Source organism: Actinospineispora eucalypti, assembly GCF_039543365.1.
Lineage (GTDB): Bacteria > Actinomycetota > Actinomycetes > Mycobacteriales > Pseudonocardiaceae > Pseudonocardia > Pseudonocardia eucalypti.
In genome coordinates, this window is record NZ_BAABJP010000015.1 from 363,195 (window position 1) to 382,835 (window position 19,641).

The following is a 19,641-nucleotide window of genomic DNA, read 5'->3' on the forward strand; positions in this document are numbered from 1 at the left end:
CGGAGCCCCCACCATCTGGCGGGGATAGGGCGACGCTACCACAGCGCCGCCCGGCTACCACTTGCCCCCTGACCAGCGCATAGGGCTTGATAGCGCGAAGATCGCGGCGGCGACAAGCTAGCACTTACTCTCCAACCCTTTATCCATCGGTTCGCGGGGCTAGCACGGTACCCCTGATGGATTCTCAGGAAAGCCACTCCTTATGAGTACCCCCGATCGTGCGCGTGAATACCCGGCGCAGCCACCATCAGGCCAAACCCTTTCTTTACCGGTTCGACCGCGGCCGTCCCAGCGGGGATCGAAGATCATTCCCAGTGGCCCGCGAAGATCAACAACTCGCGCCCGGACACGACCGATGGCTGCCCGCCGCCAGGCGCCCGAAACGTCGGAAGCCCAACAAAATTGGGACGGACACCACAGCCCCAGCCAGCGCGGCGACACCGCCCCACTCCGACGCCGCACAAGTAACTGTGACGCCGCATACGGTGCGACACCCGCCACTCGCCGGCTACATGGTCAACAGGACATGGCGGCCTCTTCCGGCCACCCGGCACGACCACGATGCTCTGATGATCATGGAATCCGGCGGGTCACCGAGGATGATCGCCGTTCGTGGCGCTACAGCGTCGATTTTCGACGCTAATCCGCCACAGACGGCGATCACCCCGCCGACACCCACCAGAGTTAGGGATACAGAAGGCAACCGAGCGGGCGGCACCCATATCGCGGCAGACCGCCCCGGCCGAGCCGTCCAAGCCATCTCTCGAACCGGCCCGCTCTCCAACGCCACCCGCCAGCAGCAGGCCGCCGCGAGCCGGTTCAGGACGTAGAAGCGGGGGCGTGCGCCGGTGGCCGGCGCGGAGCGGGGCGGAGCCGAGGGATAGCGGTGGCCAGCACGGCCAGCAGCACGCCGAAGCCGATCCCCCAGAGCACCAGGGTGGTGTTCTCGCTCACCGCCAGCGCCACACCGCCGAAGGCCAGGACGGCGGACCACAAGTAGATCAACAGCACCGCGCGGCGCTGCGAGTGGCCGATCTCCAGCAGCCGGTGGTGCAGGTGCATCTTGTCCGGGCTGAACGGGCTCAGCCCCGCCCTGGTGCGCCGCACCACCGCCATCAACAGGTCCAGCAGCGGCACGAACACCACGGCGGCGACCACGGTGAGCGGCGCGGTGAGGCCGATCAGGTCACCGGTCTTGGCGCTGTTGATCCGGCCGGACGCGGTGATGGTGGCCGCCGCCATCATCACCCCGATCAGCATCGACCCGGAGTCGCCCATGAAGATCCGGGCCGGGTTGAAGTTGTGCGGCAGGAAGCCGAAGCAGGCCCCGGCGAGCATGGCGGTGATCAGCGCCGGGGTGTAGTAGTTCGGGTCGTTGCCGGCCTTGTACAACAGCCCGAAGGCGAACAGGCAGGTGGCGCCGGCGGCGATCATCCCGACCCCGGCGGCCAGCCCGTCCAGCCCGTCCACGAAGTTCATCGCGTTCACCAGGGCCACGGTGAGCACGGCGGTGATCACGACCGCCTGCCCCTGGCTGAACACCAGCGGCGAGCCGGCGCTGTTCTCCCCGCCGCCCCAGGGCAGCCAGAGCACCGACCACTGCACACCCTGCAGCGCCATGACCCCTGCGGCGGTGGTCTGCCCGGCGGCCTTGGTCAGCGCGTCCAGCTCGTAGCGGTCGTCCAGCGCGCCGACCAGCACCATCAGCGCGGCGGCCAGCAGCGCGCCGCGCACCTCCGAGGAGTAGTCGAAGGCCAGGCGCAGCGCCGGCAGCTGCGCGGCCACCGCCACCCCGCCGAGCACCCCGCCGAACATCGCCAACCCGCCCCAGCGCGGGGTCGGGGTGACGTGCACGTCCCGCCCGCGCGGCCAGGCCACCGCGCCGAAGCGCAGCGCGAGCAGCCGGACCAACCCGGTGAGCAGGAACGTCACCACCGCCGCCGTGAGCCCGACCAGCAGGAACTCCCGCAGCGGCAGGCCCGGCGTGCCGAGCGCGTTGAGATCAGTGACGTCCGCGAGGCGCACCGGGTTACCCGCGCGGATACGCCGGAGTTCGCGCGACCAGCGCGCTCACCTGTTCGGCCACGGTGGCCAGCTCGCGGTCGCCGGCCTCGGTACCGTGCTCCGCCTTGACCGCCCGGGCCACCAGCCGGCCCACCTCGGCCATCTCGGTTTCGCCCATGCCCTGGGTGGTGAGGCAGGGCGAGCCGATGCGGATGCCGGACGGCTTCAGCGGCGGCGCCGGGTCGTAGGGGATGGAGTTCTTGTTCAGCGTGATCCGGGCGGCGTCGCAGCGGGTCTCCGCCTCGGAACCGGTGACGCCGAGCGGGCGCAGGTCGAGCAGCGCCAGGTGGGTGTCCGTGCCGCCGGAGACGGCGCGCATGCCCTCCGCCTCCAGGCTCTTGGCCAGCGCGCCGGCGTTGGCCACCACCTGCGCGGCGTACGCCTGGTAGTCGGCGGTGGCGGCCTCCTTGTAGGCCACCGCCTTGGCCGCGACGCAGTGCATCAGCGGGCCTCCCTGGGCGAACGGGAACACCGCCTTGTCGATCGCCTTGGCGTGCTCCTCGCGGCACAGGATCATGCCGCCGCGCGGGCCGCGCAGCACCTTGTGCGTGGTCGCGGTGACCACGTCGGCGAACGGCACCGGGCTGGGGATCGCCTTGCCGGCGACCAGGCCGATGAAGTGTGCGGCGTCCACCATGAGGATGGCACCGACCTCGTCGGCGATCTCCCGGAACGCGGCGAAGTCGATCAGCCTGGGGTACGCGGTGGCGCCGGTGATGATGATCTTCGGGCGGTGCTCCCGGGCCAGGTCGCGGACCTCGTCGTAGTCGATCAGCTCGGTGTCCTGGCGGACCGTGTACGGCACCGCGTTGAACCACTTGCCGGAGAAGTTGACCTTCGAGCCGTGGGTGAGGTGGCCGCCCTGCTTGAGGTCCATCGCCAGCACCGTGTCACCGGGCTTGGCGAACGCGGCGTAGGCGGCGAAGTTGGCGGAGGCGCCGGAGTGCGGCTGGGTGTTGGCGTGCTCGGCGCCGAACAGCTCGCGGGCGCGGCCGTTGGCGATCTCCTCGGCGTCGTCCACCACCCGGCAGCCCCCGTAGTAGCGGCGTCCCGGGTAACCCTCGGCATACTTGTTGGACAGCGTCGACCCCAGCGCGGCGAGCACCGCCGGGCTGGTCAGGTTCTCGGACGCGATCAGTTGCAGTCCGCCGCGCAGCCGGTCCAGCTCGTCGAGGACGACCCCGGCGATCTCGGGATCCGTCTGCTGGAGTTCGTCGAAGTCAGGGCCCCAGAACGGTGTGCTCACGCCAACCAACGCTACCCGGGCCCTCCGGCCGCCCCGGGCTCACCCCTGCTCGTCGTCAGCCAGATCCGTCCATCAAACGCAAACGAACCCCAACCGCGCGATAGGTGGCCCGCCGCATACACCAACGGACATGGCCGGGAAGGCGGTGCACATCCGCGATTGCCCGTTGCGCTATCGCGTGGTGCTCACGCCAGTCGGAGAGCGCTGGGATGACAACACTGGTGTCAGCCGTGCAATTGGGCGTCATCGACGGAACTCGTCCATCAACTCTCGGACCTCGGCCGCGGTCAGCGTTGGCACGTCACCCACCGCCCGAAAGACCGGCCGATCGCCAGACTCGTCGAGCCACACCTCGCGGCCGATCGGCCGGAGCTCGACGTGATCGCCCACTTCCTCGAGCTCCAGCTCGGCGCCCGCTTCAAGTCCCAGACGCGACCGGACCTGCTTCGGATTAACCAACCGCCCGGCAGCGTCGATCCTCACCCTCACCAGGCCACGATCCCACGCATGGCGGACTCATGGCACGTAGATGCCATTCGGCTGGTTCGCTCGTTGCGGGCGGCGGATTCACCCTAGCCAGGCACAACAGGAGACGGTCGCCGTTGCACCGAATCTCGATCTCGTCGCCGGGTTGAGTTGATTACTCAGCCGGCGAGGGGGATTTCGCGGCCGAGGACCTCGGCCAGCTGGTCGCGGCCGATGGCGCCGACGCGCAGCACCCGGGGCTCGTCCGAGGTCAGGTCCAGGATGGTCGACGCCTCGCCCTCGGCCGGCCCACCGTCCAGGTACACCGAGACCGACTCGCCGAGCTGGTTGCGCGCCTCCGCCATGGTGGCCGCGGGCGGCAGGCCGGAGCGGTTGGCACTGGACACCGCCATCGGGCCGACCTCGCGCAGCAGCTCCAGCGCCACCGGGTGCAGCGGCATGCGCAGCATCACCGTGCCCCGGGTGTCCCCGAGGTCCCAGCTGAGCGACGGCGCGTGCGGCAGGACCAGGGAGAGCCCGCCGGGCCAGAACGCCTCGATCAGCTTCCGCGCTTCCGGCGGCACCGAGGAGACCAGCCCGTCGATGGTCGTCCAGGAACCCACCAGCACCGGGGCCGGCATGTTGGAGCCGCGCCCCTTGGCGTCCAGCAGCGCGCGCACCGCGGCGGCGTTGAACGCGTCCGCGCCGATGCCGTACACGGTGTCGGTGGGCAGCACCACCAGCTGCCCGGCGCGCACCGCGCCGGCCGCCGCCGCCAAGCCGTCGCGGCGCGCGTCCGGCTCGGCACAGTCATACGAGGTACTCACGGGGCTAGTGTCCCGCGGCGGAAATTCGTGCCGTAAGTCCGGTGATCCAGGCGGCGGCTGGCCGCGTTATCACAGCGCAGGTTTCTGGCGCGGGACGCTAGACCCTAGAACCGGTCACGAAACGGGCCCGGCCGGCCAGGTCGGAGTGCTCCACTACGGCGGTGAGCTCGGCGTATCCGGCCAGCAGCGCGGGCGCCGACGTGCCGTGCGTGTCGTCGTGCTCGACGCCGAGCGCGCCGCCGGGCCGCAGCAGCCGGACCGACAGCGCCACCAGCGGGCGGATCACCGCCAGCCCGTCCGGACCGGCGAACACCGCCGCCGGCGGGTCGTGGTCGGCCACCTCGGGCGGCACCGGCGTGCCGTCCGGCACGTACGGCGGATTGGCCAGCACCAGGTCCACCCGGCCGCGCAGTTCGGGCAGCAGCCCGGGGTCGGTCACGTCGCCTTCCACCAGGGTCACCGAAGCCGGCAGGTTGCGCCTGGCCCAGCGCAGCGCGGCAGGATCCCGTTCCACCGCGTACACCGCCGCGTCCGGCCGGCTGGCCGCCACGGCGGCGGCCAGCGCACCCGAGCCGGTGCACAGGTCGACGACCGTCGGCCGCGACCGCCCGGCCAGCGCCCGCAGGCCCCAGTCCAGCAGCAGCTCGGTCTCCAGCCGGGGCACGAAGACGCCCGGCCCCACGGCCACCTCGACCGGCCCCATCGGGGCGGTGCCAAGCAGGTACTGCAACGGCTCGCGGGTCACCCGGCGGGCCAGCAACGCCCGGAACTCCTCGAGTGCGGCGCATTCGGGCGGATCACCGTTCAGCCCGGCCAGCCGCGCCCTGGGCACCCGCAGCACGTGCGCGGCCAGCAGCTCGGCGTCCACCCTCGGGCTGGGTACCCCCGCGTCGGCCAGCCGCTGAGTGGCCCGGGCCAGCTCCACGGACCAGGGGGTCATCCCCTACCTCTTCCTTCGGTCGCTCGACGGCGACCGCACTCAGCGCTTGCGGCGCAGTCCCTGGCGCATGAACGTCCGCACCCACTCGACCACCGCGCGGCCCGCGCCGGCCGAACGCAGCCGGTCGTAGGTGATGCGCAACAGCGGGGAGGAGATCAGCTCCACGGCCGGAGGATACCGGTGCAGGCGACCCCCGAAACCGACCTTGAACCGGTCCGGCCCCTCCAGCGACTGCGAGCTGAAGCCCTCCGCCTCCACCAGGGCCGCACCGGCCGGCGACAGTCCGCCGAGATCGAACTCGGCGAAGCCGCTGGCCTTGGCCCAGCGCATCGCCTCCCAGTCCAGCGCGGACGTGACACTCAGCCGCACCGCCGGGCTGGACCGGTCCAGCCCGGTGAGCCGGCAGCGCAGCACCCCGCCGCACGCGGTGAACAGCTCGGCCGCGACCGGCGTGCCGTCCACTTCGCCGACGAAGATCTCCGCGTGCCCGGTGGACCCGAACTCCTCGTACAGGTTGCGCACATAGTCCTCGGACAGCTCGGAGAAGCCCTGGTGCGTGGCGGTGCGCCCGATCAGGTCGGACAGCAGCCGCACGTCGTCCAGGCCGCCCCGGCGGACGCTCACTCCGGAGCGCTCCCACTTGCCGGTCCAGCGGCGGATGCGCTTGCTCAGCGCGGCGCGCAACGCGTCCTCGTCCTGCGCCAGGTCGAGCCGGACGGTGTTGGCCGGCGCCACGCCGGCGGTGGACCGGCGGAAGCCGCGCGCGAGCAGCTGCGCGCTGAGGTCGTCGCCGTGCACCGGCTGCACGAACAGCGCGCACAACCTGCCCCTGGCCAACTTGTCCAGCGCCTCGACCAGGGCGGGTACCACCTGCTCGCGGGGTACGTTCTCGGCCACCAACGGCCCGTAGGAGACGTAACCGATCTCGCCGAGCAGCGGAATCCGGCGCAGCAACAGCTGAGCCCCGCCCGCCAGCTCGCCGTCCCGGTGCACCCGCAGGTACAACGCCCGGTAACCGACCTCCGCGCGCACCCTGGCCCAGCCGGAGAGCTGCGTGACATCGCTCCCGGCTATGCCGGACACCAGCTTGTCCCAGGCCAGCCGGGCGTCACCGTCCAGCCGGGTAGCCGTGGTGGTGACCACCACGGTACGTCGGTCAAGGCCGGTGCCCTTGCTGAGATCGGTCTCAGGCAACACGGTCCCAACTTAGCAATCGTCCTGGATGGCCCGTACGACCGCCATGGCGAACTCCTCGGTCCCGACCGAACCGAGCCCGGTGCGGCCCGGAGTCAGATCGTAGGTGCGGAAACACCCAGCCGTCAGCACCGCGCCGACGGCGTCCTCCACCCGGGTGGCGGCCTCGTCCTCCCCGAGGTGGCGCAGGGCGAGCACGCCCGAGAGGATCATGGCCACCGGGTTGGCCCGGTTGCGCCCGGCCTGGCGGGGTGCGCTGCCGTGCGCGGCCTCGAAGACAGACACCCCACCGACGTGGGTTCCGCCGAAGTTCACCCCCGGCACCATGCCGATTCCGCCGACCAGCGCGCCGCCCAGATCGGCCAGGATGTCGCCGTACTGGCACGGGGCGACCAGCATGTCCAACTCGCCCGGCCGTTCCACCAGGTGCGCCGCCATCGCATCGACCGCCATCGAGTCGAAGTCGAGCCCCGGTCGGCCGGCCACCACGTCCCGCCCGACCTCGACGAACAGACCATCGGTGCCGGGCAGCACGGTCGCCTTGTGCACCGCGGTCAGCCGGTGCCGCCCGAGCCGCTCCGCGTAGTCGGCGGCGAACTCGAAGGCGCGCCGGGCGCCGCCGGGCGAGGTGACCTTGAGCGCCACCGCGGCCTCGCCCGGAAGCACCCCGCCCCGCGCGCGCACGAAGTCCGCCAGCTCGCGGGCCGCCGGGCTGCCCGAGGGGTACTCGACGCCCGCGTAGACGTCCTCGGTGGCCTCCCGGACAATGATCAGGTCGACGTCGTCGTGCAGGCCGGGCGCGCCGGGGAGCCGCCTGATGTGCCGCGCGTTGGCGAACAGGTCCAGCTCGCGGCGGAGCGCGATGTTCACCGACGGAATGCTCCGGTCCGGCGGCGTGGTGATCGAACCCTTGAGCGCCACCCCGCACTCGGCGATGGCGTCCACGACGTGCGCGGGCAACGGTGCGCGGGCACCGGCGGCCAGGGCGAGCTGGCCCACCTCGTGGACCTCCCAGTCCAGCTCCGCACCGGATGCGTCGAGGACCTTCCGCGCCGCGGCGGTGACTTCAGGGCCGATGCCGTCGCCGGGCAGCAGGATGAGCCGGTGGCTCACCGGAACCCGGCGGGGATCGGCGGCACCCGGTGCCGCGGCGGATCGTCCACCAGCTCGGGCTCATGAACCACCCCGTGACCTTATCCAACTCCAGGGCGGACATCGCAGTTCAGCGGGCCACGTCTACCGTTTAGCGCCATGGACGACGACGGGCCCCGGGCATCCCCGCCGACCGAGTCCGCGGTTGCCGAGCCTCCGGTCAGCGCTTCGACGGTCGCCGCGGTCGGCAGCACCGCGGACGGCGACGAGGCTCGTCCCAGCACGGCGCGCGGGTCGATCACCGTCGCCGCGTGGACACTGATCAGCCGGATCACCGGGCTGCTGCGTGTGGTGGTCATCGGTGCGGTGCTGGGCCCGACGTTCTTCGCCAACGCGTTCCTTTCCGCGAACACGATCCCCGGGCTCGCCACCACCGCACTGGCCGGGCCGGTGTTGGCCCTGGTCCTGGTGCCGACCCTGGTCCGCTCGATGACCGAGCACGGCATGGCCGCGTCCGTCCGGCTGCTCAGCCGGATCAACGGCTACATGATGTTCTGGTCATCGGTCACGGCCGGCGCGCTCACCATTGCATCGCCCCTGGTGGCGCTGGCGGTGACCGCCGGGATTCCGGACGGGGACACCCGCTGGCGGGCCTGGCGGCTGACCATCGTGGTGCTGCTGTTCGTCGGACCACAGATCCTGTGCTTCGTGCTGGCGACCATCGGTGCCGCCGTGCAGCAGGCCAGGGGCCGGTTCGCGCTGTCCTCCGCCGCGCCGGCGCTGGAGAACGTCGGCCTGATCGCCACGATGGCGGTGGTGTGGGTGCTCTACGACTCGGGGCTGGACGTGCCGGACGTCCCGATCAGCATGGTGCTCGTGCTCTCCGTCGGCGCCACGCTGTCGGTCGCGCTGCACGCGGCGGCCCAGCTGTTCGGCGCCCATCGGGCCGGGCTGCCGATGCGGGTGCGCGGCGGCTGGCGGAGCGACCCGGAGGCGCGCGCCGCCACCTACCGGCTGCGGCGCTCGGTGATCGTGGCGGTGTTCCCCGTGCTGGCCATGTTCGCCATGGTGGCGGTCGCGGCGACGGTGCCCGGCGGGGTGTTCGTGTTCCAGACCGCCCTCGCGGTGTACTTCGTGATCGCCGCGCTCGGCTCGAAGGCGGTGACCTCCGCCGCGCTGCCGGGCCTGAGTGCCGCGGCGCGGGACGGCGACTCGGTTCGGTTCAGCGCGGCATGGCGGCAGGCGCTGAACTACTCGTTGATGGCCAGCCTGCCCGCGCTGTGCCTGCTGCTCGCGTTCGCCGAGCCGGTCGCCGCGACGCTGGCCAACGGCGAGCTGCACAACCCGACGGTCATCGGCTGGTTGACCGGCTGCCTGATGGTGCTCGCGGTCTCCCAGTGCGCCCAGGCCGTCTACGAGACGGCCCGGCAGACGCTGTTCGCCCGGTTGGACACCCGTGGCCCGCGACGGTCCAGCACCGCGTTGATGGTGGTCCGGATGGTGGTCGCGCTGAGCACACTGCTGCTCCCGGCGGACGGCTACCGGCTGGTCGGGCTGGCCTGCGCCGTGCTGGCGGCGGACGTTGCCGCCGCGGTCATCACGGTGTTCCTGGTGCGCAAGGACCTGGGATCGGAGCGGTTGTTCGACCTGCGCCGGCTCGCCGTGATCGGGGTCGCCGTGCTGGCCATGCTGCCGGCGACGGCGCTGGGTTCCTGGCTGGTACAGCATCTGGTCGACGACCGGTGGCCGCGGGTAGCGGTCAGCCTGGCGACGGGCGCGGCGGCGGTGGTGTGTTTCGGCCTGGTGTTCGCGCTGCTGAGCGGCCAGCTGCCGACCCTGCTCGCCCAGGTACGCGCGCGGCTGGGACCGCGTTGACCAGCGCGCCGTGCCCCCCGGCCGGGTCGCGCTAGCGGTAGTTGCCGGTCAGCACCTTGCGCACCCGGCCGGCGCCCCTGGCCACGGCCGGCAGCGGGTCGTCCCAGCGGAAGACCTGCAACATCTGCCGATGCGCGACGCTGCGCAACCAGGCCGGAACGGTGAGCTCCCCAGCGCGGCGGAGCGCGATCAACGCGCGCAGGTCGTCGACGGGGGCCCACATCCGCAGCCCCGATCGGTACTCGGTCGGCCATTGCACCGTCTCGCCGGTGAGCCGCCGGTAGACCAGCTGGGCCAGCTCGACCCCGGCCGCCGCGACCAGGGCGTCGGGCGCGACGAACCGGGCGTTGCACTCGATCAGCTTGAGCTGGCCGTCCCTGGTGTCCCGCTTGAACTCGACGTTGGCCAGGCCACGCAGCCCGGAGGCCTGCACGAACCGGCGTCCGAGCTCACGAACCTCGGGGTCGTTGGTGGTGGCGTGGTAGCAGGCGACCCCCCGCATCGGCGGGCACCGGCGGATCACCCGCTTGGTGAAGTCGAACATCGGCTCGCCGGACTCGTCGACGTAGGTGAAGTAGCTGCACAACAGCGAGTCCGGACCAGGGATGGTCTCCACCAGCATGCACTCGATCCCCGCCTCGCCGAGCTCGCGGTACTCGGTGACCAGTTCGTCCGGCGAGTTCGCGGTGCGGAACTTGCCCCTGAACCTCGCCTCGTACTCGTGCGAGAACACCGGCTTGGCCAGCAGCGGGTAGACGAACTCGTGGCGCCGCTCGATTACCTCGTCCAGGTCCTGGACCGTCCAGTAGAGCGGGGTCGGCACATCGGACTTGGTGGCGATCTCGTAGGTGGAGCGCTTGTTCAGCATGTCCATCTGCGCCACCGGGTCGGAGACGTCCAGCGTGAACCGCTCGGCCAGCGCCTCCCGGTTTCGCGCGACCACTCGCAGCGTCGCATCGCTGCACGCCAGCATGACCGCGCCGGCGAACCGGGCACCGGGCTCGCCGAGCAGCCATTCGGCCGTGCGCTCCTCGTTCTCCCGCCCGCCGGCCGGCGCCCCTGCCGGCCAGAAAACCTCCCGGAACGCCCGGGAGAAGCGGATCTCCGGGGTGGTCGCCAGCCCGTAGACCGGCACGCCGATCGCCGCCAGCCGCCGGCCCACCGAGAGCGTGTTCGTACCGCCTCCCACCAACAGCGCCGGACGACGAGTCACGGGGTCACCTCACAGTTCAGGTTGGTCAGGATCTGGTCGGCCCAACGGTTGTCGAACTCGCCCCGGTCGACCGCCGCGAGGTAACCGGCCGCGCCGGCCTTGAAACCGCGCAGCCTCACCAGCAACTCCCCGGCCGTCTCCTTGGGCACCACCACGAGGCCGGAGTCGTCGCCGACGATCACATCTCCGGGGTTCACCACGACGCCACCGCAGGCAATGGAGTAGTTGATCTCGCCGGGACCTCGGTGCAGCGGGCCGACCGAGGTGGCGCCCCTGGCCCAGACCGGGAAATCGAGCTCGCGCAGTCCGGCCACGTCCCGCACCACCCCGTCGATCACGAAGCCCGCGATGCCCCGGTGTTTCGCCTTCGCCGAGATGGTGTCGCCGAGCACGGCGTTGCTGAACGAGCCACCGGCGGCCACCACGACCACATCACCGGGCTCGGCGATGTCCAGCGACTTGTGCACCATCAGGTTGTCGCCGGGGAACACCCTCACCGTGGTGGCCGAACCGGCGAGCATGCGCCCGTGGCCGCTCAGCCGGGTGATCGCGGAGTCGACCGCGTACAGCCGGTTGAGCATGTCGGAGATCTCGGGTGTCTCGTACTCCGCGAACTCGGCGACCACGGCCCGGTCCAGCCGATCGGTGGTCTTGCGGATGCGGAACCCCACCCCGGGGTGCAACCGCGCCGAACGCGGGGGCTCGGACGGCCTGCCGCCAGGACCATTTCCGAGCGGGCCAGAACTGGTGCTCACAGCGGACCCTCCCTGAGATTTGACTCAGGAAGCCTAGCGGGCGCCCTATCCGCTCAGCCCATCACCGCCCTGGCCACCCGCCGGCCGGCTGGCCAACGCCCTGGCCCGGGCGGCGGTTTCCGGCATGCCGCTCTCCACGCAGGACTCGGCCAGCCGCTCCAACACCGCCGGGTCGATGGGGATGCCCGCCGCCCGGTTCCGCCGGGCACATTCCTCGCCCCGCTCGCCGTTGAACCGCACGCGGTCCGTGCCCTCCGCCGTGCGCAGCCCGTGCAGCCGGTCGACCAGGGCCTCGCCCCTGGCGATCGAGCCCTCCGCCGGACCCAGCCAGGCCGGATCCATGACGATGAAGATGTGGCCGACGTTCTGCGGACGGTCGAAATCCTGGTACATCGACCCGATCTCGTCGTCGAAGTCGGCCTGCGCGAGCATGCCGACCAGCAGCGTGATCGCCATGCTCAGCCCGGACCCCTTGGCCCCGCCGACCGGGAGCACGCTGCCGGACAGCGCCGCCCAGGCGTCCGTGGTCGGCTTCCCCTCGCCGTCGATGGCCAGGCCGGCGGCCAGCGAACCGCCGGAAGCCGCCAGCATCCTCACCCGTTCCCGGGAGACCACGCTGGTCGCCATGTCGAGCACGAAGCAGCCGTGCCGACCCAGCGGGATACCGAACGCCAGCGGGTTGGTGCCGAGGAACGGCTCGGCGGCGCCGTACGGCGCAACCGCCTTCGGGCCGTTGGACAGCACCAGCCCCGCCATGCCTCGCTCGGCGACCCGCCGGGCGTAGTACCCGGTCGCGCCGAGGTGGGTGGACCGCCCGACGCTCACCACTCCGACCCCGTGCTCGGCGGCCAGGGTCAGCGCCAGGTCGGTGCACCGCACGGCGGCGGCCGGCCCGAGCGCGAACCCGGCATCCATCCGGAGCATCGCGCCCGAGCCGCCCAACCGCTTCATGTCCTGGGTGCCACCGGCCAGCCCGTGCCGGACCCGGCGCAGGTAGGCGGGCACCCGGTAGACCCCGTGCGAGCTGTATCCACGCAGGTCCGCGTACACCAGCACGCTGGCGACGGCCTCGGCGTCCCGCATCGGGACACCGGCACCGGCGAAACAGTCCGCCACCAATCGTTCGAGCTCGTCCGGCCAGACCCGAGAATGCTCCACCGCCCGATTATGTCCGCGCGTCCGGTCACCGCGTATGCGGCCGGTTATCAGAGGTAACCGAAGCGAGGTAAGCCCTTCGCCCGGTTGGGGTAAGCTCGCCGCCGTGCAGCGCGTCATCTCCGAACTCGAATCCCGGCACCGCGAGTTGTGGGGCAAGCACACGGTCAAGCTCCAGCACGGCCTGGCCGAGCTGGACCTGTTCTCCGACGAGAACCTGGCCAAGCTGATCGAGTCGTATCCCGAGAACCGGCTGATCATGCACACCATGCTGGACGACGTGTCCACGTGGAAGTCGGTCGAGCGGGGCGGGGTTCCCGGCCTGCGCATCCTGGACGCGGTGCGCAAGGGCCGCGTCTGGATCAACATGACCGACGTCCAGGAGGCCGACCCCCGGTTCGCCGAGCTGCTGAACGACATCTACGACCAGTGGGCGCGCGAGGTGCCCGGGTTCAACGCGTTCAAGCGCAAGATCGGCCTGCTGATCTCCTCGCCGAACGCGCGGGTGTTCTACCACTGCGACCCGGCCGGCCAGGCGCTCTGGCAGGTGCGCGGGCGCAAGCGGATCTGGCTCTACCCGCCCACCGCGCCGTTCCTGAAGCCGGCCGAGCTGGAGAACGTGATCCGCAGCGTCACCGGCGAAGAGATCACCTACGAGTCCTGGTACGACGAGTACGCCGAGGTGTACGACCTCGAACCGGGCCAGATGCTGCACTGGGCGCTCAACGGCCCGCACCGGATCGACAACCACGACGAGGTGAACGTGTCGCTGACCAGCGAGCACTTCACCCCGGAGATCCGCCGCAGCTGGGCGATGAACTACGGCAACGGCGTGCTCCGCTCGCACGGCTGGAACCCGCGCTCGCGGGCCACCGAGGGCGCCGCGTTCTGGGCCAAGGTGGGCATCACCGCGGTGTGGCGCAAGACGTTCCAGGCGAAGCAGAGCTACCGGCGGGTGCCCGAGTTCGTACCCGATCCGGACGCGCCCAACGGGGTGCGACCCATCACCACGCACTGACACGACCACTTCCACCAACGGGGTACCAGGGGGGCACCTGTGCCGAGAATCAGCGAGCCGCTGACGCCCGAACAACGCGAGGCCTGGGGGCGGGCGACCGTCCAGCTGCGCCATCACCTGGCCGAGCTGGACCTGTTCGGTGACGACTCGTTGGCCAAGCTGATCGAGACGGCCGCGCCGCGGAGCCTGGCCATCCACACCGAGGGCGGCACCGGACCGGCCACCTGGCCCTCGGTGACCCGGGGCGACCTGCCGGGCGAGCGGGTGCTGGACGCCGTGCGCAACGGCAAGCTGTGGGTCAACCTGGTGGGCATCAGCGAGTGGGACGCCCGGTTCAGCGAGCTGGCCGACCAGATCTTCGGCGAGTTCTCCGCGCAGGTGCCCGGGCTGGAGGTGGTGAAGCGCAAGCTGGGCGTGCTGATCTCCTCGCCCGGGGCCACCGTGCACTACCACGTGGACATCCCCGGCCAGGCCATCTGGCAGGTGCGTGGGCGCAAGCGGTTCATCATCTACCCGGCCGCCGAACCCTTCCTGAAGGCCGAGGAGCTGGAACTGGCGGTGCGGTCGGCCAGCTACGGCGTGGCTTCCTTCGAGCCGTGGTTCGACGAGCACGGCGTGCCGCACGACCTGGCCCCCGGCGACGCGGTGGCATGGCCGCTGAACGGCCCGCACCGGATCGAGAACGCCGACGAGCTGTCCGTCTCGCTGACCAGCGAGCACTGGACCCCGGAGATCCGCCGTACGTACGCGATGAACTACGGCAACGGGCTGCTGCGGCACTACGGCTGGACCCCGCGCTCGCGCGGGCTGGAAGGGCCGGCGTTCTGGACCAAGGTCGCGCTCACCGCCGCCTACCGGAAGAGCGGCCTGCAGAACAAGAAGGGCTACCAGCGGATCGCCAAGTTCGCCGTCGACCCGGACGGCCCGAACGGGGTCCGCCCGCTGCCCGAGTCCGAGTGGGCGCCGCCCGGGGACTGAGCGCAACCGTTCCGGCCGCGCCGGGGTTCTTACCGGCGTGACTCATGCGTACTACAGCACCGTTCTGGACCACCCCGTCGAACGGGTGTGGGCGGAGATCCGGGACTTCGGCTCCTACGAGTGGGCCGGGGCCGGGTACGCCGCCACCCTGGAGGACGGCCGGCCAGGTGACGCGGTCGGCTGCGTCCGGCGCATCCCGGTGCCGGACGGCCCGCCGATGCGCCAGCGCCTGCTCGCCCATTCCGACCTCGACCGCGGCTACACCTACGAGGTCTGCGAGCCGTCGCCGCTGGGCGTGACCGACTACCGGGCCACGCTGCGGCTGGTGCCGATCACCGACGGGGACCGCTGCCTGGCCGAGTGGTCGGCCACCTTCGAGTGCCCGCCCGCCGACCGTGCGGACCGGGTGGCCCAGTTCCGGGACCGCGGATTCGCCGTCTGGCTGGGGTCGCTGCGCGCCGCACTGGGCGCCGGGGAAATCATGGTCGACAGGACATAGCGGCCGCTTCGGCTCCCTGAAACGGCCGCTATGCCCTGCTGATCATGGACCAAGGCTCCGCGGCCACCTCAAGAGCCCCACCCCTCACACCGGCTCGGCTACGGTCGCAGCACCCGCAGCTCGACCACGTCCGTGACGAACCGGCTCCCCTTGACATCCCCGGGCACCACCAGGCGGGGGCGGGCCAGCGCGCGGCCGTCCTCGGCGGTGGCCAGCAGGACCGCCCGCTCGCCCAGGCCGGGCGCCATCTCGCCGTAGGAGATCAACGCCCGGTAGCCGTCCGCACCGATCACCAGCACGCCGGTGGACAGCTCGTCGTGCTTCTGCCCGGCGACCAGCGCGAGGCCGGCCCGCTCCAGCACGGCGAACAGCCGGACGCCCTGCTCGATGTGCCGCTCCGGCCCCTTCCCGGTCTGGAACGAGACCGTCGCGGTCTCGCCCGGCAGGTCGGTAAGACCCTGCAGGCCCGGGTTCCGCACGGCACCGGTCACCCGGACCTGTCCCGGCGGCGGCGCCTGAGACGGGGGCGCCGGCGCCGGGCCGGCCGGCGACGAGGTGGCGGTCGTGCAGCCGGCGGCGATCACCAAGGCCACGCAGATCGGGAACAGGGTGTACGGGGAAAGCCGCGTTCGCGCCATGGTGGAAGCATAGGGTTCGCATCGGCGGAGTTTGCGTCGAAACTCGCGTGCGGCCGCCCGGGGCCGGCACTACCGTCTCCGGCCATGTGCGGGATCGCATCCATGAGGTTGCGGCGCCACTGAGCGCCGCGACTCACACCCTCATGTTCTGAGGCAATTCTTCGCGAGCTGAGTTCGCCGCGCTCCTACCGGGTCCTCGTTTCCCGCGTTCCCCCTGGAGCACCCGCGATGCCGCGCGCCCGTACCCGCCCCAATCCCTCCGGCGTACACCTGCTGACCGCACGCCGGCCGATCGACCAACTGGTCAGCGCCGCCACCCTCGCCCCGGACGACCTCGTGATCGACTTCGGTGCCGGGCCGGGCGTCATCACGGCGGCGCTGGCCGCCACCGGCGCCCGGGTTCTCGCCGTCGAGCGGGACGCCCGGTTCGCCCGCCGGCTGAGCCGCCGGTTCGACGGCCACAACGTGCGGGTGGTGCACGACGACCTGCGCCGCGTCCCGCTGCCGCGCCGCCCGTTCAGCGTGGTCGCCAGCATCCCGTTCGCGGTGAGCACCACCCTGCTGCGCCGCCTGCTCGGCGACCGGCGGGTGCCGCTGCGCGGCGCCGACCTGGTCGTGGAATGGGGTTTCGCCCGCCGGGTCACCACCGAGTGGCCGGGCCGCGCGGAGACCGCGCGCTGGGCGGCCCGGTACGACCTGGTGCTGCGCCGGCGCATCCCGGCCGCCAGCTTCACCCCGCCGCCCTCGGTGGACGCCGCGCACCTGAGCATCCGTCCCCGATTCAACTTGTCGAACTTAGGTTAGCCTTGGTTGACTGGCGACATGACTCGGCGAGGCAACTCCAACGGCACCGCGTACCCGTACTTCCTGACCCGGGTGGTGCGAACCAGGCGCATCACCCCGAACCTGGTCCGGATCACCGTGGGCGGCGACGGCCTGGCCGAGTACCCGTACAGCGCGCCGGACCAGTGGATGAAGCTGTTCTTCCCGCTGCCCGGCCAGGACGAGCCGATCGTGCCCGAGGTGGAGGGCGACGACGTGGCCGCCTGGTACCGCCGCTTCCAGGCCATGCCGGACGACATCCGGCCGAACATGCGCACCTTCACCGTGCGCGCGCACCGCCCGGGCGACGACGAGCTGGACATCGAGTTCGTGCTGCACGGCGACCAGGAGGGGCACGGTCCGGCCAGCCGCTGGGCCAGCCACGCGCGCCCGGGTGACCCGCTGGGCATGCTGGCCGGGCCGAGCGCGTTCGCCCCGCCGGCCGACGCACCGTGGCTGCTGCTCGCCGGCGACCACTCGGCCCTGCCGGCCATCGCCTCCTCGGTGGAGTCACTGGCCCCGGGCACCCGCGCACTGGCCTACGTGGAGCTGGACGACCCGGCCGACCAGCAGTCGCTGCCCGCGTCGCCGGACGTCCTGGTGCACTGGGTCTACCGGGACGCCGGCTCCGAGCGGGGCCAGGCCCTGGTGGAGGAGCTGCGCCGCACCGACCTCCCGGCCGGCACGCCGTACGTCTGGCTGGCCGGCGAGGCCGGCATGGTGCGCACGCTGCGCCGGCACCTCACCGGCGACCGGGGCATCGACAAGAAGGCGGTCACCTTCGTCGGCTACTGGCGGCGGGGCAAGACCGAGCTGGACGCCTACACCGAACAGGAACTGGCCGACGCTAGGTCGTGAGCACCACCTTGACCACCTCGCCGCGCTCCTGGGCCGCGATCGCGTCGTTGATCCGCTCCATGGGGAACTTGGTGATCATCTTGTCGAACGGGAAGCGGCCCTCGGCGTGCAGCCGGGTCATCCGGGGGATGAACTCGTCCGGCACCGCGTCGCCCTCGATGATCCCGTAGATCTTGATGCCGATGATCAGGGCCTGCATCAGGCTCAGGTTGATCGCGGCGGTGGGGTCGGTGGGCACCCCGACCAGGCCCAGCCCCGCGTGCGGGGCCATCGCGCCCAGCGATGCCTCGATCACCGCCGGGATGCCGGTGGTGTCGAAGACGTTGTCCACGCCGATCGGCAGGATCTCCCGCACCTGGTCGGGCAGCGGGCCGGCCGCCGGGTCCAGCGCGTGCGTGGCACCCAGCTCGAGGGCCAGCCGGCGGCGGCTCTCGTGCGGCTCCAGGACGATGATCGTCTCGCAGCCCTGCACCACGCCGCCGAGCACGCCGGCCAGGCCGACCGAGCCGGCACCCATCACCAGCAGCGCGGAGCCCGGCGCGGCGGCCAGCGTGTTTATCACCGCGCCGGCGCCGGTCTGGATGCCGCAGCCCAGCGGCCCGACCAGGTCCAGCGGCACATCGTCGGAAAGCTTCACCACGTTGCGCTCGTTGGCCAGCGCGTGCGAGGCGAACGAGGACTGGCCGAAGAACACCGAGTTCACCGGTTCACCGCCGGCGCCGGTGATCGGCGCGCTGCCGTCCGGCCGCACCCCGGCGTAGTTCAGCGGCATGAACTGGTGGCAGTAGGCGGGGGCGCCGCTGGTGCAGGTCGGGCACCGGCCGCAGCTGTTGTAGCTCAGCGCCACCTTGTCGCCGGGAACGACCTTGGTCACCCCTTCGCCGACCTCCACCACGGTGCCCGCGCCCTCGTGGCCGAGCACGGCCGGCATGGCGATCGGCACGATGCCCTCGCGGGCCGCCAGGTCGGTGTGGCAGAGCCCCACGGAGGCGATCTCCACCAGGATCTCCCCGGCCTTCGGGCCGTCGAGGCTCAGCTTCTCCACGGTGAAGTCGGCATGTGGCCGGTGGGCCACGGCGGCGGTGATCTCCACGACACTCCTTCTAGTTTCCGAGTTCTCGCATTTTGCCGGGAGTGGTCTGCCCCGGGCATCTCTCGAAGGAGCGATTCTTACTCGCCGTAGTTGCCGGGCCTTTTCTCGACGAATGCCTGCATCGCCTCGGCGAGGTCGGTGGTCTGCAGCGCCCAGGCGTTCCAGGTGGCGATCTGGTCCAGCCCGTCGGCGACGGTGTGGTCGCGCGCGTAGGTGATCGTCTGCTTGGTGTTGCGCAGGGCCAGCGGCGGCTTGGCGGCCAGCTCGCGGGCCACCTCGGCGACGCCCTTGTACATCTCTTCCCGGTTGCCGAAGCAGCGGTTGGCCAGGCGCAGCTCGGCCGCCTCGGTGCCGGAGACGCTCCGGCAGGTGTAGGCCAGCTCGCGGGTGACGCCCTCGCCGACGATCCGGGGCAGCCGCTGCAGCACACCGACGTCGGCGGCCAGCCCCATGTCCACCTCTTTCAGCACGAACTGGGCGTCCGCCGTGACGTACCGCAGATCGCAGGCCACGGCCAGGTCCAGCCCGGCGCCGATGCAGGAGCCGTGGATCGCGGCCAGCACCGGCTTGCGGCAGCGCTCCAGCCAGGTCAGCGTGTCCTGCAGGTCCAGGATGGCCCGGCGGCGCTCCTCCGCCGCGCGGCCCAGTTCCAGGTCGGGGCGCCCCAGCCCGTTGGCCAGCATGCCCAGGTCGATGCCCGCGCAGAAGTGCTTGCCCTCGCCACGCAGCACCACCACCCGGACCTCGGGCGCCGCGTCGGCCGCCCTGGCCGCCTCGCGCAGCTCCTGCCACATGTCCACGTTCATCGCGTTCGCCCGGTCCGGCCGGTTCAGCCGCAGGTCTGCGACGCCGTCTTCGACGGTCAGGGTCAGGGTCTTGAAGTCCGTGTGCACGGGTTGTTCATAACAC

The 19,641-nt window shown here is 71.6% G+C and carries 19 protein-coding genes; 6 read left to right on the forward strand and 13 right to left on the reverse strand.

What is annotated here, in order from left to right; all coding sequences use genetic code 11:
* Nucleotides 1-819: 819 nt before the first annotated feature.
* From ABEB12_RS17815 to ABEB12_RS17845, 7 genes are all read right to left on the reverse strand, one after another.
* Complete coding sequence (locus tag ABEB12_RS17815; protein ID WP_185059308.1) at nt 820-2,025, reverse strand: MraY family glycosyltransferase; 1,206 nt, start codon at nt 2,023-2,025, stop codon at nt 820-822.
* Nucleotides 2,026-2,029: 4 nt separating this feature from the next.
* Nucleotides 2,030-3,310, reverse strand: coding sequence for a serine hydroxymethyltransferase (locus ABEB12_RS17820; protein ID WP_185059307.1), 1,281 nt, complete (start codon nt 3,308-3,310; stop codon nt 2,030-2,032).
* 243 nt (nt 3,311-3,553) lie between these two features.
* Nucleotides 3,554-3,793, reverse strand: a complete 240-nt coding sequence (locus ABEB12_RS17825; protein WP_185059306.1) for an AbrB/MazE/SpoVT family DNA-binding domain-containing protein — start codon at nt 3,791-3,793, stop codon at nt 3,554-3,556.
* A gap of 161 nt (nt 3,794-3,954) precedes the next feature.
* On the reverse strand, nt 3,955-4,602 hold the full coding sequence (locus tag ABEB12_RS17830; RefSeq protein ID WP_185059305.1) for an L-threonylcarbamoyladenylate synthase: 648 nt from the start codon (nt 4,600-4,602) through the stop codon (nt 3,955-3,957).
* 97 nt (nt 4,603-4,699) lie between these two features.
* Entirely contained in the window at nt 4,700-5,542 is an 843-nt protein-coding gene (gene prmC / locus ABEB12_RS17835) for a peptide chain release factor N(5)-glutamine methyltransferase (RefSeq protein ID WP_185059304.1), read from the reverse strand.
* Nucleotides 5,543-5,581: 39 nt separating this feature from the next.
* Nucleotides 5,582-6,739 carry a peptidoglycan bridge formation glycyltransferase FemA/FemB family protein gene (locus ABEB12_RS17840; protein WP_185059303.1) on the reverse strand — a complete coding sequence of 386 codons (1,158 nt, stop codon included), beginning with the start codon at nt 6,737-6,739 and terminating at the stop codon, nt 5,582-5,584.
* A 9-nt stretch (nt 6,740-6,748) separates the two neighbouring features.
* Complete coding sequence (locus ABEB12_RS17845; RefSeq protein WP_185059302.1) at nt 6,749-7,849, reverse strand: isocitrate/isopropylmalate family dehydrogenase; 1,101 nt, start codon at nt 7,847-7,849, stop codon at nt 6,749-6,751.
* 138 nt (nt 7,850-7,987) lie between these two features.
* On the opposite strand from ABEB12_RS17845, the gene murJ reads away from it, so the two are divergent.
* On the forward strand, nt 7,988-9,703 hold the full coding sequence (gene murJ / locus ABEB12_RS17850; RefSeq protein WP_185059301.1) for a lipid II flippase MurJ: 1,716 nt from the start codon (nt 7,988-7,990) through the stop codon (nt 9,701-9,703).
* A gap of 31 nt (nt 9,704-9,734) precedes the next feature.
* Here murJ and ABEB12_RS17855 read toward each other — a convergent pair whose 3' ends face one another.
* Genes ABEB12_RS17855 through ABEB12_RS17865 form a run of 3 tightly spaced genes read right to left on the reverse strand, consistent with a single transcriptional unit; the run spans nt 9,735 to nt 12,829 of the window.
* The gene (locus tag ABEB12_RS17855) at nt 9,735-10,916 is read right to left on the reverse strand and encodes an ATP-grasp domain-containing protein (protein WP_185059300.1); all 1,182 of its coding nucleotides are present in this window, start codon (nt 10,914-10,916) and stop codon (nt 9,735-9,737) included.
* Nucleotides 10,913-11,671 (reverse strand): RraA family protein, encoded by a 759-nt coding sequence (locus ABEB12_RS17860; RefSeq protein ID WP_185059299.1) that lies wholly within the window; start codon nt 11,669-11,671, stop codon nt 10,913-10,915. The genes ABEB12_RS17855 and ABEB12_RS17860 overlap by 4 nt, the downstream gene beginning before the upstream one ends.
* Before the next feature lie 45 nt (nt 11,672-11,716).
* Nucleotides 11,717-12,829, reverse strand: coding sequence for an Ldh family oxidoreductase (locus ABEB12_RS17865; RefSeq protein ID WP_185059298.1), 1,113 nt, complete (start codon nt 12,827-12,829; stop codon nt 11,717-11,719).
* A 103-nt stretch (nt 12,830-12,932) separates the two neighbouring features.
* Here ABEB12_RS17865 and ABEB12_RS17870 point away from each other — a divergent pair, with 103 nt between their 5' ends.
* Genes ABEB12_RS17870 through ABEB12_RS17880 form a run of 3 tightly spaced genes read left to right on the forward strand, consistent with a single transcriptional unit; the run spans nt 12,933 to nt 15,321 of the window.
* The gene (locus tag ABEB12_RS17870) at nt 12,933-13,844 is read left to right on the forward strand and encodes a cupin-like domain-containing protein (protein WP_185059297.1); all 912 of its coding nucleotides are present in this window, start codon (nt 12,933-12,935) and stop codon (nt 13,842-13,844) included.
* Nucleotides 13,845-13,883: 39 nt separating this feature from the next.
* Complete coding sequence (locus tag ABEB12_RS17875; RefSeq protein ID WP_185059296.1) at nt 13,884-14,822, forward strand: DcrB/PsbP domain-containing protein; 939 nt, start codon at nt 13,884-13,886, stop codon at nt 14,820-14,822.
* Between the two features lie 37 nt (nt 14,823-14,859).
* Entirely contained in the window at nt 14,860-15,321 is a 462-nt protein-coding gene (locus tag ABEB12_RS17880; RefSeq protein ID WP_185059295.1) for an SRPBCC family protein, read from the forward strand.
* A gap of 98 nt (nt 15,322-15,419) precedes the next feature.
* On the opposite strand, the gene ABEB12_RS17885 is transcribed toward ABEB12_RS17880, so the two are convergent.
* Nucleotides 15,420-15,959: a molybdopterin-binding protein gene (locus ABEB12_RS17885; RefSeq protein ID WP_185059294.1), complete on the reverse strand. Its 540-nt coding sequence runs from the start codon at nt 15,957-15,959 to the stop codon at nt 15,420-15,422.
* A gap of 228 nt (nt 15,960-16,187) precedes the next feature.
* Here ABEB12_RS17885 and ABEB12_RS17890 point away from each other — a divergent pair, with 228 nt between their 5' ends.
* Nucleotides 16,188-16,763 carry an rRNA adenine N-6-methyltransferase family protein gene (locus ABEB12_RS17890; RefSeq protein ID WP_185059293.1) on the forward strand — a complete coding sequence of 192 codons (576 nt, stop codon included), beginning with the start codon at nt 16,188-16,190 and terminating at the stop codon, nt 16,761-16,763.
* A gap of 18 nt (nt 16,764-16,781) precedes the next feature.
* Entirely contained in the window at nt 16,782-17,639 is an 858-nt protein-coding gene (locus ABEB12_RS17895; protein ID WP_185059292.1) for an SIP domain-containing protein, read from the forward strand.
* Here the strand turns inward: ABEB12_RS17895 and ABEB12_RS17900 are convergent.
* A complete protein-coding gene (locus ABEB12_RS17900) occupies nt 17,629-18,732 on the reverse strand; it encodes an alcohol dehydrogenase catalytic domain-containing protein (protein ID WP_185059291.1) in 1,104 nt (367 codons plus the stop codon). The genes ABEB12_RS17895 and ABEB12_RS17900 overlap by 11 nt on opposite strands.
* Nucleotides 18,733-18,809: 77 nt before the next feature.
* On the reverse strand, nt 18,810-19,625 hold the full coding sequence (locus tag ABEB12_RS17905) for a crotonase/enoyl-CoA hydratase family protein (protein WP_185059290.1): 816 nt from the start codon (nt 19,623-19,625) through the stop codon (nt 18,810-18,812).
* Nucleotides 19,626-19,641: the final 16 nt, after the last annotated feature.